Source organism: Candidatus Protofrankia datiscae (genome assembly GCF_000177615.2).
Lineage (GTDB): Bacteria > Actinomycetota > Actinomycetes > Frankiales > Frankiaceae > Protofrankia > Protofrankia coriariae.
In genome coordinates, this window is record NC_015656.1 from 4,935,132 (window position 1) to 4,950,204 (window position 15,073).

Here is a 15,073-nt window from a genome sequence, read left to right on the forward strand (position 1 = left end):
CCGGCCCGGCGCACGTGCCCCGGCGGGCCGCCATCCCTCCGCACCGTCAGCCGGACAGGCCGTTGGCCGTTTGGCCAGGCCGTCCGGCGGCATCCGTACCCGTACCCGTATCCCGGACGATCCCGTGCAGCAGCAGTTTCGCCAGCTCAGCGTAGGCGTCGGCATCGGAAAGGCCCGTGACACCCGCGACCTCACCCTGCTGAATGGCAACCATGGCAAGAGTCGCCACGTGCCCGACAAAGGACGCGTGCACATCGCGGAAGGCCCCGTCAGCCACCCCTTCGGCGACGAGCGTACGGATCCGCGCCGCCGCGATCCGCGTGTTGAGCTCGTAGACGTCACGGGCCGGTGGGAAGGCCGCGAGATCCCGCCGGAAGGCCTCGGACGCCGGTTTCAGCTCCTCCGCCACGGCCGCCAGATAGGTACCGACCCGCGCACCAGGATCCGTGACCCCGGCCACCCGCCGCTCCACCTCGGCCGCGGCGGTACGGAAGAAGTGGACGACGACCGCGACAGCAAGCTGCTCCTTGCTGTGCGCCAGCGCATAGAGACTCGACTTCGAGCAACGCAGCCGCGCGGCAAGATCAGCAAGTGTGAAGTGCGCGAACCCCTCACGCAGGAAAATCTCGACGAGCCGGTCGAACAGGTCGGACTGCCGAGACGTACGGCGGCTGCCGGAACTCGGCCACGGATGGCCGTCAAGGGACACGGTCATGACCAGTACAACGTTACCGGCCCAGCGGACACGGCGGCCCGACGCGGCAACACAGGGCACAGGGCACAGGGCACAGGGCACAGGGCACAGGGCACAGGGCACAGGGCACAGGGCACAGGGCACAGGGCACAGGGCACAGGGCACAGGGCACAGGGCACAGGGCACAGGGCACAGGGCACAGGGCACAGGGCACAGGGCACAGGGCACAGGGCACAGGGCACAGGGCACAGGGCACAGGGCACAGGGCACAGGGCACAGGGCACAGGGCACAGGGCACAGGGCACAGGGCACAGGGCACAGGGCACAGGGCACAGGGCACAGGGCACAGGGCACAGGGCACAGGGCACAGGGCACAGGGAGATCGTGGCCGCCCGGCGGGCCGCCTCCAGCGGCGGGCCGGGGTGTCAGGAGCCCCCTCGCCCGCCGGCTCCGCCCCGAGGCCGTAACTCGGTTGGCCGTCCCGGATCGGGCAGGCAGCCCCCGCCCTCCGCCGGACACACGGAGCAACGATCAATTGACCATCAACAGCCGCACCGGCGACAACGTCCGCTGGCGGACAGCAGGCAAGATCGGCGTATGGCTGTTGTCGTGCACGTCAACCGGGCCGAAAAACGTACCGAACGACAAACTCGTCCGAATCATGTTCCGTGCGGAAGGCCGCGGACGTCGTCCGCGGCCTTCCGCACTCTTAACGCTGGAAGTCTATTCGCTTCAGGCGGTTCGGATAGATGCTGAAACGGCCCAGGTCGTTGGTGCCGAAGAAATCGCAGCCGGTTCCGATGCCACCCCGCGCCGTCTGGCCGGTGAGCAGGGTGACGACCAGGTCGGCCTTGCCGTTCGGGGTGAACTGCTCGTCCGAGCGCAGCACCTCTATGCTTTTCATTTTCTCGAACGGGATGTCCTGTCCGCTGGACAGTGTGATGCCGTGCCCCACGGAAATGCAGTAGGACAGCGTTTCGGCCCGTACCGAGGTGGCCACGCCGTCCGTCGCGGTCAGCACCGCGTTCGTCTCGGACCACGGCTTCACCCCGGAGGCCGCTGACGAACTGGTGCCCCCGGCGGCTCCGGAGGCGGCACCGCCCGAAGCCGGCGAGGCTGACGAAACCGATGAAACATCTGAATCCGACGAAATCAACGAACCTGATGAGGCCGATGAACCTGATGAGGCCGATGAGACGGTCGGGCTGGGCCAAACGGCTACCGTTCCTCCGGACGCCGACGAGGTTTCGTCGCTATCGGTGAGGGTGGTGAGGGAAACAACCGCGGCGATGGCGGCTGCAAGCAGGAGAGCGGTGGCGAACGCCCACCACAGCCGACGTCGAGGTCCCCGGCCCCGGCCGCCGTCACCGGGCGCGGCCGGCGACTGGAGAGGCAGCGTGCCCGGCCAGGGCGGCTGTGCCTGATGCAGCCAGGGCGGCTGCGCGCCATGGCCCGTGCCACTGCCCGTGCCCGTATCGGTGCCACGGTCGGCTCCCAGGCTCGGCTCATGGCCACGGTCCTGGTAGGGGGGTGGTTCCTGCTTGTTGAAGGCATCAGCCGGCGGCGGTGGCGCGGGCCTGAAGGCATCAGCCGGCGGGGGTGGCGCTGAGGGCCTGAAAGCGTCGGCCGGTGGCGGTGGTGCCGTGGGTACGTACCTGGCCGTCGGCGGCACCCGTTCGCCGGGCGCCGGAACGTGGCCGGCGGCCTGACGGACGTCGTCGTCGAGGCGCAGCCGGATGCTGGAGCGGGCGGTCCAGTCCGGGCCGTAGGCGTCGGCGGCGGCATGGGCCAGCTCGAGGGCGAAGGCGTGGGCGGAGGGCTGACGGTCGGCCGGGTCCTTGGCCAGGGCGCGCAGGACCACATCCGCGACCGGGGCGGGCGTCCCCGCCGGCGGCGCGGGGACGAGGTCGAGGTGCTGCTGCCACAGCGCGCGCACCGGCAGCTTCGGGTCGAACGGCGCCACGCCGGCCAGTAGCTGGTAGAGCACGATCCCCAGCGCGTACAGGTCGGTGGCCGGCCCCAGCCGACCACCGGTGATCTGTTCGGGGGCCATGTAGGCGGGGGTGCCCACGAGCGCGCTGGCGGTGGCCGCCGTCCCTTCGACGATCTTCGCGATCCCGAAGTCGGTGACCTTCAGCAGGCCCGTGGTGTCGAAGAGCATGTTGTCGGCCTTGATGTCGCGGTGCAGCATCCCCTGGCCGTGCGCGCAGGACAACGCCGCAGCCACGGCCAGCCCGACCGCGCAGGCGTCCTCGGGCGGCAGGCCCACCCGGCGGCGGGTCAGCGTCCCCCCGCCCAGCAGCTCCATGATGATCAGATGTAGGTCCACGGTCTCGACGTAGTCGTAGACCCGGACCACATGCGGATGGTCGATACCGGCGAGCAGCCGCGCCTCGGCGGCGAAATCGGTGCCCGCGCCCTCCTGGGCCGCGGCCAGCACCTTGATGGCCACGGGCCTGTCCAGCCGGCGGTGCCGGCCCGCGATCACCAGCCCGAACGCGCCGGTACCGAGTTGGTCTCCCAGCTCGTAGGCGGGCAGCGCGGCACCTATCCGCGTACGGTCAACGATCACAGCTCGGCGTCCACCCCCGGACGGCACCAACTACCGCCCACCATCACGAAAACGTTCATATCCTCCGCACAAGCTGTTGCGATTCTAGCCGCGCGACGTTGCATGACGAGTAGAAGGTCGCTGGCCCGACAGACCGGAAGCAACGCCCTCTCGGTTCCGTTCGCCCCCCGATCCCATCGGGCCTGACCTGCTCGAGCGATCGACGAATGCATGCAACTCGTCGTTGGCTCGCTGTTCGTCGGGGGGTGGCGTACGGATCAGGCCGGTGCCGCGACACAGGGATGCGAGTTCCGCCGTGGGGAAGGCGACGACCTGGTGGTCCTCCCTCACGTCTCCGGCCGCCTAGTCGGCGGCGGTGGCCACGGCCACGGCGTCGGCCACGGCCACGGCCGACGCCGCCGACGTGTACACCCGCGCGACGGCCTCGTGGTGCGGATGCACGCCTACGCCGACCCGCGGAACGCCTTCACCCGCGTCACCGACCAGGCCGTGTCTGACAGATGTTCGGTCGGGTGGGTGGTTCAGCGTCCGGCCGAGGTTTCCGCCAGCTCGGAGACGTACGGCCGGCCCTCCCGCCGGGCCGCCACCTGATCAGGACGGCCGTAGGTCCTCATGTAGTCCTCGACCACGTTCTCGGCGAGTTCACCCAGCACCACCGGTTCGAAGTCGGTGCCGTCCGCGCCGACGAACGCCGGCAACGGCTCGAGCACGGTGTCGAGACTCGGATGGTAGAAGATCCCGATAGACCGCCGGGTCACCGTGCCGCCCGCCACGACCCGGTGGCGGACGGGACGTAGCCGGCCGTTGGTCCAGCGGGTGAGGATCGTCCCCGAGAACAGCTGCAGCGCTCCGGGCACGACAGGCACCGGGATCCAGCTTCCGTCGGGTAGCTGCGCCTGCAGCCCGGCGTAGTCACCGCTCTGGTGCAGGATCGTCACGGCCGAGGTGTCCGTGTGTTCCAGCAGCAGGAGCTTGTCCTCGTCGGAGGCGGTGTCCGGGTAGGTCCAGGTCGGGTAGTCGTTGACGACGAAGCTGGTGTAGGGGGGGCTCGTCGTGCGGGAAGCTGCTGGCGGGCAGGCCGAGGATGCGCTCGTACAGGCCCAGCGCGCGGCGGGCCAGGCCGACGGCCGCGTCGGTGTAGGCGAAGGCGACCTCGCGCAGGTCGCGGTCCTGCGACGGCCAGACGTTGGCATCCTCGTAGAGCCCGAGCCAGCGCCGGCCGACTCCGGCCGCGGTGGCGTCGGCCGGGTTGTCGAACTGGGCGATCGAGTACCGCTCGAGCTCCAGGCGGCCGAAGTCGTCGGGCCACTGGCGCCAGCCGCGGTAGGGATGCCCGGTGGGGCTGGCGAGCGAGGCCTTTTCGGCATGGGGCAGCCGCAGGATGCGCCCGATCCGCCGCTCGAAGTCCTCGATCAGTTCCAGCGGGACGCCGTGGTTGACCACCTGGATCAGTCCGATGCTCTCGGCCGCGTCGCGGATCCGCCGCAGCAGGTCGGCGGGGGCGTCCTCGGCGAGGGCCGCCTGAAAGTCGATGACGGGAATCGTGTCGCTCATGGCGGATGTCCCTCCGGGGATGTCTCGGGGATTGCGGTGCCGGGATGTCGGGAGCGGGAGCGAATTTTCAGGACGAGGCGCGAACGGACCGTGGGATGAATAAGAACAGATATGGACGGATACGAACATATCTGGACAGATATGTGAAGTGCGGGGCCGATACTCCGGTCAGGACCAGGGCGTGCCGGGGCGCGGCTGGCGGACACCGTCCACGGTCAGGTCGACCCGCTCGTTGAAGAACGCGACAAGACCAGCGATCTTCGGGATCTCTGGAACGGATTCGGCGTAGCTCCACGCGATGTCGTCGATCCGCGTACCGTCCGGTCCCTCGTAGGACCAGTACCGCGCTTCGCCCTTGTACGGGCAGCGGGTGCGGGTCGGTGCCGGTGTCAGCCGGTCCCATCGCACGTCGAGCTTGGGCAGGTAGTAACGGATCGGCAGCCCGGTCTCGAAGAGCAGGGTCGGATGGTGGGTGTCGGCCAACAGCTCGCCGCCGACGCGGACCTCGACGTGCCGCGACGAGGGCAGCGCGTCGACACGCTTGTAGGGGTCGCGGGGGTGGACGAAGACCTCCTCGTCCTCCTCGTACCAGGCGTCGGCGCTGTCCCAGTAGAAGGCGACGTGGTCGGCGAGCTCGGCCACGTCGGGGATCGGATCCGGGTAGGCCCAGACCGCGTTCTCGGCGCTGCGATCACCGACGGTGATGGTGAAATAGGACGCGTCGCCCTTGCGCGGGCAGCGCGTGTGGTGGTCGGTGGGGGTGAGCAGGTCGAACCGGACGTCCGCGCGCGGGAAGTAGTACACCGGCAGGTGCCCGGTCTCGAAGACGTACAGCGTCCGGATGCTGTCCGCGATCACCTGCCCGTTGAAGAACACCCGGATCCGCCGGCCGTTCGGCTCGGTCCGCACGGGGCGCAGGTCGCGCGGCCGCGGCGAGAAAGGATCCCGCTCACCTGTCTCGGTCGCGATGGAACCGGTTGATGTTCCGGTCGATGTCGTGCCGCTCATGTCCGGACTCCCTTTCCGTTTGTCAATGTCGTTGTGTCGGTGCCTGCGTCGGTGCTGGTGCTGGCGTCGGTGCCGGTGCTGGCCGGGCTCGCCGACGTCTCCGCGGCGACAGGGCGTCCGGACGTCACGCTCTCTCCTGCCGCGGCTGGCATTACCCGCGTAACCCGCGTACCTGACCCGGCGAGCGGTGTCGACGCGGCCCTGGGCAGATCAGACAGCTCGAGGTGGCAACGCACCGTGTGTGCAGGCGCTCCGACCGGCCCGGACAGCAGCCGGACGGGAGGAGCCACCCGATCACACAGGCCGTCCAGCCGGTGGGGGCAGGTCCAGGCGAACCGGCAGCCGACCCGCCCCGCCGAATCCGGACGGCCAGACACCTGGCCCGGCACACCGTCCCCGGTCAGACTGTCGGTGTACGGATGGTGCGGGCCGGACAGCACGGCGGAGGTGGGACCGACCTCGGCAATCTGCCCCTGGTACAGGACGGCCAACCGGTCCGCCAGGTAGCCCACCACGGCCAGGTCGTGGGAGATGAACAGGTAGGAGACGCCGCCGGTGTCCCGCGCGGCCGCCAGCAGCTCCAGCACAACGGCCTGAACGCTCACGTCCAGCGCTGACACCGGTTCGTCGCAGACGACCAGTTCGGGTTCGCCGGCGAAGGCCCGGCCGATGGCCACCCGCTGTTTCTGCCCGCCGGACAGCCGGGCGGTCCGCAACGGCAGGAGGCTAGGGCCGAGCTGGACCCGGCCGGCAAGGTCGGTGACCGTGCCCGATCCTCGCAGCGTCACCAACGCCCGGCGCAGCACGGTGGACACGGAGTGTCGCGGGTTGAGGGTGGTGTCGGGATCCTGGAAGACCATCTGCACCCGGCGGCGGTCCTCGGCGGACCGACGCGACAGCCGCGCCGGCAGGAGGCGCCCGGCGAGCCGGAGTTCGCCCGGGCCGTCGGGCCCGAGACCCACCAGCGCCCGGGCGAGGGTGGTCTTGCCGCTGCCGGACTCGCCGACGAGCCCGAGCACCTCGCCGTAGCCGATGTCGAGATCGATCCCGTCCAGCACCGGCGTCCGACCGTAGCCGCGGGACAGCCCCCGCACGGACAGCAGGCCCGGCCGCGGGTCCGGGGCCGGGCCTAGGCCTGGCCCCGGACCTGGCCCCGGACCCGCGTCATCCACTTCCGTGGCCTGCGCGGGAAGGTGCGGCGTCGTCCGGTCACTGTGGTGACAGCGCACTGTGTGCTCGTCCGGATACGCGTCCGGTCGCCGGCCCGGGCCCGCGAGCCTGTCCGGCGGGACGACGGCGGCAGGAGCAGAGACGGCGGCAGGGACGGGGACGGCAGGAAGAGGAGGGACAGGGGCGAGCGGTGGCTCCCGGGTGCGGCAGGTCTGGTCGACGAGCGCACAGCGGTCCGCGAACGTGCAGCCGCCCGGACGTTCGGTGGGAGCCGGCGGCTGGCCCGCGATCGCCAGCAGCCGGCGTTCCCGGCGGGTGACCCCGACCGCGGGGGCTGCCGCGACAAGGCCGGCGGTGTAGGGGTGCCGCGGCGCGGTGAGCAGATCGGCCGCCCGGCCCTCCTCGACCAGGCATCCCGCGTAGAGAACTCCCATCCGGTCACAACGGCGCGCGACAAGCGCAAGGTCATGGCTGATGAGCACGACGGCCGCGCTGATCTCCTGCCGCAACACCTGCAGAAGATCGAGAATCTCGCGTGCCACCGCCGCGTCCAGGCCGGTGGTCGGCTCGTCGAGGACGAGCAGCCGCGGACGCGACGCGAGCGCCGCCGCGATGCCGACCCGCTGCTGCTGCCCACCCGACAGCTGGTGCGGCCACCGCCGCGCGATCACGGCCGGCTCCGGCAGGCGCACCGCAGCCAGCAGCTCCAGCGCCCGCCCGCGGGCTGCGGCGCGTGACAGCCCCTGCAACCGGCAGGCCTCGGCCACCTGCGCGCCGACGCGGACCGTCGGATCCAGACTGCTGGTGGCACCCTGGTGGACCATGGCGAACGCGGCCGCCCGCCACCGGCGCCGGTCCCGTTCGGGCAGGCCGCCGACGTCGACGCCGTCCAGGTGGATGCTGCCGTGCTCGACCCGGCCGCCATCGGGCAGGACACCGGCCAGCGCCGCCGCCAGCGTGCTCTTGCCGGAACCGGACTCCCCCACCAGCCCGTAGCTTTCGCCGGGACGCACCCGCAGGCTCACCCCGTCCACGGCGGCCGCCCGCGCGCCCGACGCCGGGTAGCTCACGCTCAGCCCGTCGACGACGAGCCCTTCGGAGGTGCCCGGCCCGGTCGCGCCTGCCGGTGTGCTGCCGACTGTGCGGTCAACCGCGCCACCAATCGCGGGCCCGCTCACCGCGCCGCCACCTGTTCCCGCAGGTTGTCCGCGACCAGGGCGACGCCGATGACAAGGCTTGCGACGGCGAACGCCGGGAAGAGCACCGTCCACCAGGCGTGCTGGAGGAAGACCCGGTTGTCCGCCACGGAGGCGCCCCATTCCGGGGAGCCCGGCGGCTGGCCGAGTCCGAGGAACGACAGGGTCGCGGCGGCGAAGACCGCGTCACCGAGCCGGGACGTCGCCTCCACCAGCACGGTTCCGGCGACGTTGGGTAACACTTCGCGGCCCAGCAGGGACGGGAACGGCTCACCGCGCAGCCGCGCCGCCTCGACGTAGGGCTTCTCCCGCTCGACCAGCGCAGCGGCCCGCACGCTGCGGGTCACGATCGGCGCGAAGAACACGCCGATGACGACGACCAGGGTGGTGGCGGACCTGCCCACCAGCGCCACCACGACCACCGCCCCGACCAGGCTCGGGAAGACCGCGAGCACGTCGACGACCCGCATGACGATCTCGTCCAGCAGGCCCCGCCGGACGCCGCACACCAGCCCGAGCAGGCTGCCGGCGCCCACCCCGACCGCGGTCGCCAGCGGAGCGACCTCCAGCACGGGACGGGCACCGGCCAGCACCCGCGCCAGCACGTCCCGTCCGAACTGGTCGGTGCCGAACAGATGACCCCAGCCCGGCGAACGGAACCGCTCGGCCGGATGCTGGGTCATCGGGTCGACGGGGACGAGATGCGGCCAGAACGCCGCGACGACGGCCCATCCGAGGAGCAGGACCGCGCCCGCCACGAACGACGGCCGGCGCACCAGCCTCCGGACGACCCCTGGCCCGCGGACCACGGCGGCGACCGACGGTGGCCCGGCGCCGACGACGCTCACCGGCCCTGCCTGGCCTGCCCGGCCCACCGGGCTCGCCTGGCTCACCGGTGAGCTGCCTTCCCGAGCCGGATCCGCGGGTCGAGCAGCGCATACACGACGTCCGCGGCCACGTAGACGAGCATTCCCACCGCGCCGAGGACGATCGCGGTGGCCTGCAGGGTCGGCACGTCCTTGCTGGTCGCGGACGTCAGCAGCAGGTCGCCGATGCCCTGGTAGCCGAACAGCAGCTCGACGGTGACCAGCCCGGCGAGCAGGAACTGCAACTGGACGGCGAGCGCACTCGTCGCCGGGACCAGGCAGTTGCGCAGCACGTGCCCGCGCACGAGCTGCCCCTCGGACAGCCCGCGCACCCGCATCGCCCGGATGAACGGGCTGGACAGCGTCGCGACGGTGCTGGCCCGCACGTGCCGGGCGACGTAGCCGGCACACAGCAGGACCAGCGAGATCGCCGGCAGCAGCAGATGTTCCACCCGGGTCGCCAGCCCCGCTCCCGGGGGCGCCTGGGCCGAGGAGGGCAGCCAGTGCAGCTGGACGCTGAAGACCACCAACAGCACGACCCCGGTGACGAACTCCGGCGTGGCCCCGAGGCTCAGACCGGTCACGCTGAGAACCCGGTCGAGCGGACGCCCCTCCCGCAGCCCCGCGGCGAGGCCGAGCGCCAGCGCGAACGGCACGAGCAGCACGAAGGCGAGCAGGGCCAGCAGCAGGCTCTGGCCCAGCCGGCCCATCGTCAGTGGCCGGACCGCCACCCCGAGCGTGTAGGACTGTCCCCAGTCGCCGGTGACGAACCCGCCCAGCCAGTGCAGGTACCGGGTGGGCAGCGGCTGGTCCAGCCGCAACTGGTGGCGTAGCGCGTCCACGGACGCCTGGCTCGCCTCCCGGCCGAGCACGGCCCGGGCGACGTCACCGGGGATCAGCTCGGTCGCGACGAACACCAGCAGGCTGACCGCCAGCAGCGTGACCGGGATCGCCAGCAGCCGTCGGACCAGGAACCGCGCCACGCCCGATCAGGCCCTGGTCACGGTCGTCAGATCCAGGAACGCGGATGGGTGCGCCCGCAGCCCCTTGATCCGGTCGGTCCGGTAGGCGCGGACCGCGCCGTTCCACACACTGACGATGACCGGCACGTCCTCGTTGAGCGCCCGCGCGATGATTTCCGCCTGCTTCTTCCGTTCGGCCGGGTCGGTGGCCGCGTCGTAGGCGGTGGCCGCCGCGTCCACGACCGGGTTGGCGTATTTGGAGCCGTTCCACACCCCCTGGCTTCTCACCATCGGGATGATGAACTGGCTTGCCGTGGGCCGGCCCGCCCAGCCGACCAGGTTCGCGGTCGTGAACAGCCACGGGGTGTCGGCGGCCTGATCGCCGCCGTAGAACGCCCCGGAGGTCTGCTGGTCGAGATCCACGGTGATTCCGACCTGTTTGAGCTGGTCCTGGATGACCAGCGCGTAGGACCTGTTCGGCGGGTCGAAGCTGAGGGTGAAACGCAGGTTGTCCACGCCCGCGGCGGCCAGCAGCGACCTGACCTTCGCCTCGTCCCTGGCACGCTGCTGGAGGTCGGTCGGGGCGCTGGCGAACGAGGGCGCGAAGAGATGGTCGTTGCCCAGGACGCCGACCCCGTTGTGCACGCTGGTCAGCACACCCGGCCGGTCCAGGGCGTACGCGACCGCCTGGCGGACCTCCTTCCGCGTGAACGGCGGCCTGTCGACGCGACAGCGTGAACGCGGTCAGGCCGGTGCTGTTCACCTTGTCGACGGCGATGGAGCCGCCGCCCGCGACCGGGCCCACCAGGCCGGCGTCCGACAGGATCTGCCCGTCGACGGCACCGCTCTGCAACGCGAGCAGATCGGCCTGCTCGTCCTTGTAGAAAGCCACCCGGACGCCGTCGAGATACGGCTTCCCGGAATCCCAGTACTTCGGGTTACGGGTGAACGACGCGCCCGTGCCGCTGTCATAGGAGTTCAGCAGGAACGGGCCTGTGCCGATCGCCTTCTGGGCGAACGTGCCCACCTGGTAGTCCGGTTTCAGGATGAGTGCGTTGTAGTTGCCGGCGGACACCAGATAGGGAAATTCCGAGAACGGCCGCTCGAGGCGGAACACGACCGTGTCGGAGCCCGCCAGCGAGACACCGCCGGCCTTGAGCACCGTGTCGAACGCCGACAGCGCCGCGGACTTGTTCGCGGGATCGAGCAGACGGTCGAACGACGCCTTCACCGTGGCCGCGTCCAGGGGTGTGCCGTCGGAGAAGACGACTCCCTGGCGGATGGTGAACGACCAGGTCCGGCCCGCCTCCGACGACGTCCACGCGGTTGCCAGCCGGGGTTGCAGCTGGAAGTCGGAGTCCAGCCAGATCAGGTAGTCGGCGACGAGTTGGACCAGGGCGATCGCGGTGCCGTCGTACATCGTCACCGGATCCAGCGCGGTCGGCGGCGGCGGAGCGCTCAGGGTGACGGTGCCTCCCCGCTTCCCGCCCGCGGTCGAGGACGCCGAGGAGTCGGCGGCGTCCGCGTCACCCGTCGAACCGCCGCACGCCGCGAGGAACGCGGCAAGCCCGCCGGCGCCGGTACCGGCCAGCAGGCCGCGTCGGGTCAGCAGTACCCGCACTGGATGCTCGGCGGACGCGGCCGTCATCCCGGCTGTTCCGGTCGGCTGAATCGGCATGACCGTCTGAACCGGCACTGTCGGCTGAATCGGCATTGTCCGGGTCGGCGATTTTCTCACAAGGGTCCTCTGCGGAAGGGTGAGTGAAGCGCGGCGGATCAGGACCTGTGCCACGAACCCCCGTGTCCGGCGGCGGCCCGCGTAAATGACCATGCGACTCGGGCACGGCGGGAGGCACATGGGAGACGGTGGAACGCGCGGTGCTTGCTGGCGGTGAACCGCCGGGCCTGCGCAGACGGGGCCGTACAGGCGGCAGCCGATCAGCCGCGGTAACAGCGCCCGCAGGTCATCCGCATGAGGTCGATGTGTATCCGGGCGACCAGGAGAACTGTTCTCCACACACCATCAACGGCACCATGACCATCCCAACCAGTCAAGTGGGCAATACCTGCCAGCGATCCACCGACTTCGCGAATACGGACAAAAATGGATAAGATTGAGCGTGGATGCGGCAGGATCGCCCAGCCACGCCCACCCAAGCTGCAGACGGCCCAGCCCGGACGGCCTGCCGGCCGCCTGGGAGCGGGGGGCCTCGGCAACCGACCAGTTGCCCGTAGTTCAGGGAGTACCCGTGATCGACCTGCCGTTCCACCGGCCCGGCCGCTTCTGGCGGGGCAACCTCCACACCCACTCCGACCGGTCCGACGGGGCGCTGCCGCCGGCGGAGATCGGGCGCCGCTACCGGGAGGCCGGCTATGACTTCCTGGCCATCACCGATCACTTCCGAGCCAGGTACGGGTTCCCGCTGACAGACACCCGGCCGTTGCGCACCCCCGGATTCACCACGCTGTTGGGCGCGGAGCTGCATGCCCCGCGCACCGAGTTCTCCTCGGAATGGCACATCGTCGCCGTGGGACTGCCACTCGGCTTCCCGCCTCCCGAACCCGACGAGAGTGGACCGCACCTGGCACGCCGGGCCCGGGCCGCGGGCGCGTTCATCGGCATGGCCCACCCCGCGGCTTCGCTGCTCACCCTCGCCGACGCCGAAAGCCTGGACGCGGCCCATGCGGTCGAGGTCCACAACGCGCTCTCGGCCCGCGAGGACCGGGGCGACAGCTGGCATCTGACCGACATCCTGCTCAACCGGGGGCACCGGCTCGGCGCCTACGCCGCCGACGACGCGCACTTCCAGCCCCAGGACCCGCCGGGCTGTGCGGCCTGGGTCCAGGTACGCGCCGACGCCCTCACCCCGGAAGCGCTCCTCGCGGCCCTCAAGGCCGGCCACTACTACTCGAGCACCGGACCCGAACTACACGACATCCAGTTCCACGACGGCATGGTCACGGTGAGCTGCTCACCGGTGCGCAAAATACTGGTCACCGGAGGCGCTCCGGGCGCGCAGGTGATCGAGGGAGAATCGCTGACGGAGGGCTCCCTGCCCGTCGCGATGTTCGAGCGGTGCGGATACTGCCGGGTCACCGTCGAGGACAGGACCGGAGGACGCGCCTGGAGCAACCCGATCCGCCTGGAACCGGGCGGGGTCAAACGGTCATAACGACGCCCCATCCCAAGCGGCAGGCGGCCAGCGTGGACGGCTTGGCGGCCACCCGGGAACGGGATGCCTCGGCGGCGCCGGAAGACGGGGATCACCAAACCTGGTCGTAACTAGTCAGGTAGTTTTTGATCTTGAGTTAGCTGATCGCGGGCATCCAGGGACGGCCCTCGGCAAGTTGGACGAGAGCGTCGAACAGGCTGATGCCGTGTTTGGTGGCGGTGGACAGGTAGCTGCGGATCGCGCAGAACTGGCGGGCGCCGGTGAGCGTGCGTAGGCAGCCGGATACCTTCTGCCGTAGTTTGATCATGCGGATGTCGCGTTCGGAGCCGTTGTTGTCCGCGGGAACCCGCCAGTCGCGGGTGAACCGAAGGTAGTCGGCTTCGCGGTCGACGAGCCGGCAGGCCAGGGCATGGCGGGCGGCCATGAGTTTCGTGCCGCGCGGCGAGGTCTGGCTGATCCCGATGTGAGCGGCGTGGCGCAGCTGCCGGGTCTGGGTGGCCGGTGCCTGCTCGTCGATGGTGACGCCGGTAGTGGCGGCGTCGACGGCGAGGCGGTGCAGGGCGACGAGCGCGTCGCCTGCCTGGGCGGCCCAGCACCAGGTTCCCGTCGGGGCCGCGTCGACGACGGCCTGTAGTTCGCGCAGCACGTGAGCGACGCACAGCTGGTGGGTGGCGCCGGTGTAGCTGTCGTAGGGGGCCCAGGCGTCGTGGACCACCACCCCACCGAAGGCGGGAAGCACCCCGAGGGCGTCGATCCCGCCGCTGCCGCGGGTGGCATGGCAGTCGATCAGCGTGTACTTGTCGGTGCGGGCGCAGTGCACCCAGTGCAGTTTCCCGGCGACCCGCAGCCCCGTCTCATCGGCCCCGATCACGTCGGCGGCGGCCAGCAGACCCCGGACGGTGTCACGGAAGCCGTCGAGTCCGGCGGCGGCACGGGCGGTCATCGCACCGACCGTGCCCGCCGAGATCGGGATCCCAACCAGCTCGGCCAGCGCGGTCGCGGTCCGCTCCTGCGACAGGAACTGACCGGAATACAGGTAGACCACCGCCGCGGCCACCCGCGGCCCGTACTGCACCGGCGCGTCCACCCCGGCCGGTGCCGCCGCCTTCGTCCGCGTCCCGCAGCCGCACTCCCGCTCGATGAGCTGATGTTCGACCACATGCGGACGTAGTTCGGGCAGGTCGAACACCTGCCGCCGTTCGGTCCGGGTCACAGGCCGGCCCGCAAGCCCCGCCCCGCACCCCGCACACGGCCCCGGCTCATGCCGCAGGCGCACATCAGGCTCAGCGAGCATCCGCAGCGTCGATCCCGGATGCCCGCCCTGCCCACCGGGCCTGCGGCCGGTCTTCTTCCGCAGCGACTTCGGTGGCGGTTTCGCCAGCCCGTCCGAACTCGGTGGCTTCGCCGAGTTCCGCGAGTTCTTCGCGACCTGAGCTTCCAGCTCGGCGATCCGCACCCGCGCCTGTTCCAACGCCGCAGCGGTCTCGACCAGCTGCGCCCGCAGACTCACCACCAGCGCCGCGAGCTCGTCATACGACGGCACCGGCGGCGACGCGGGCGGACCATCCGACACACCCGGACCCTACGGCCCGATCAACCACACAGCACCAACGACCCGGGCCTTCAGGCCATCGAGGAGTCCCAGCCAGCCGGGAAACCAAAAACAAACGATCTACCAGACCTGACCAGTTACCACGGATCAATTATCCCACATAGGGATCACTGTCCGAAGAACGGGGACCACCTCAGCTACCGCACAACGCCACCGTGACGGCCGCGCCCGGCGCCCGTACGTCGGCCTCGGGCGCCATGACGAGAACCGCGGTGTGCGCGAAGGCCTGGCGCATGGAATCAGTATGGCGGCCGGTGCCGGTGGCC

10 protein-coding genes and 3 pseudogenes are annotated in these 15,073 nt (G+C 70.8%); 2 read left to right on the forward strand and 11 right to left on the reverse strand.

The window, feature by feature from the left end; genetic code table 11:
• Positions 1-46: 46 nt before the first annotated feature.
• The 10 genes and pseudogenes from FSYMDG_RS20800 to FSYMDG_RS30190 form a co-directional block, all read right to left on the reverse strand.
• A complete protein-coding gene (locus FSYMDG_RS20800; RefSeq protein ID WP_013875353.1) occupies positions 47-715 on the reverse strand; it encodes a TetR/AcrR family transcriptional regulator in 669 nt (222 codons plus the stop codon).
• 688 nt (positions 716-1,403) lie between these two features.
• Positions 1,404-3,266 carry a serine/threonine-protein kinase gene (locus tag FSYMDG_RS27620; protein ID WP_013875354.1) on the reverse strand — a complete coding sequence of 621 codons (1,863 nt, stop codon included), beginning with the start codon at positions 3,264-3,266 and terminating at the stop codon, positions 1,404-1,406.
• 521 nt (positions 3,267-3,787) lie between these two features.
• Entirely contained in the window at positions 3,788-4,633 is an 846-nt protein-coding gene (locus tag FSYMDG_RS20810) for a 2OG-Fe(II) oxygenase family protein (RefSeq protein ID WP_347176521.1), read from the reverse strand.
• Positions 4,632-4,949: pseudogene (locus tag FSYMDG_RS29850) on the reverse strand (2-oxoglutarate and iron-dependent oxygenase domain-containing protein); the annotation flags it as partial. The gene FSYMDG_RS20810 and the pseudogene FSYMDG_RS29850, both read right to left, overlap by 2 nt.
• Positions 4,950-4,988: 39 nt before the next feature.
• Positions 4,989-5,828 (reverse strand): DUF427 domain-containing protein, encoded by an 840-nt coding sequence (locus FSYMDG_RS20815; RefSeq protein WP_013875356.1) that lies wholly within the window; start codon positions 5,826-5,828, stop codon positions 4,989-4,991.
• Positions 5,825-8,176 carry an ABC transporter ATP-binding protein gene (locus tag FSYMDG_RS20820; RefSeq protein WP_013875357.1) on the reverse strand — a complete coding sequence of 784 codons (2,352 nt, stop codon included), beginning with the start codon at positions 8,174-8,176 and terminating at the stop codon, positions 5,825-5,827. Before FSYMDG_RS20820 ends, FSYMDG_RS20815 begins: the two co-directional genes overlap by 4 nt.
• On the reverse strand, positions 8,173-9,087 hold the full coding sequence (locus FSYMDG_RS20825) for an ABC transporter permease (protein ID WP_013875358.1): 915 nt from the start codon (positions 9,085-9,087) through the stop codon (positions 8,173-8,175). Before FSYMDG_RS20825 ends, FSYMDG_RS20820 begins: the two co-directional genes overlap by 4 nt.
• The gene (locus tag FSYMDG_RS20830) at positions 9,084-10,043 is read right to left on the reverse strand and encodes an ABC transporter permease (RefSeq protein WP_013875359.1); all 960 of its coding nucleotides are present in this window, start codon (positions 10,041-10,043) and stop codon (positions 9,084-9,086) included. Before FSYMDG_RS20830 ends, FSYMDG_RS20825 begins: the two co-directional genes overlap by 4 nt.
• A 6-nt stretch (positions 10,044-10,049) precedes the next feature.
• Positions 10,050-10,736 (reverse strand): annotated as a pseudogene (locus FSYMDG_RS29335) (ABC transporter substrate-binding protein); the annotation flags it as partial.
• Between the two features lie 166 nt (positions 10,737-10,902).
• Positions 10,903-11,442: pseudogene (locus FSYMDG_RS30190) on the reverse strand (ABC transporter substrate-binding protein); the annotation flags it as partial.
• Between FSYMDG_RS30190 and FSYMDG_RS28925 the strand changes: the two are divergent.
• Together FSYMDG_RS28925 and FSYMDG_RS20840 are read left to right on the forward strand one after the other, a co-directional pair.
• Positions 11,429-11,692, forward strand: coding sequence for a hypothetical protein (locus tag FSYMDG_RS28925; RefSeq protein WP_050803609.1), 264 nt, complete (start codon positions 11,429-11,431; stop codon positions 11,690-11,692). The pseudogene FSYMDG_RS30190 and the gene FSYMDG_RS28925 sit on opposite strands and share 14 nt — an antisense overlap.
• 579 nt (positions 11,693-12,271) lie before the next feature.
• Positions 12,272-13,195, forward strand: coding sequence for a CehA/McbA family metallohydrolase (locus tag FSYMDG_RS20840; RefSeq protein WP_013875360.1), 924 nt, complete (start codon positions 12,272-12,274; stop codon positions 13,193-13,195).
• A gap of 136 nt (positions 13,196-13,331) precedes the next feature.
• Here FSYMDG_RS20840 and tnpC read toward each other — a convergent pair whose 3' ends face one another.
• Positions 13,332-14,768, reverse strand: coding sequence for an IS66 family transposase (gene tnpC, locus FSYMDG_RS20845; protein WP_013871651.1), 1,437 nt, complete (start codon positions 14,766-14,768; stop codon positions 13,332-13,334).
• Between the last annotated feature and the right edge of the window lie 305 nt (positions 14,769-15,073).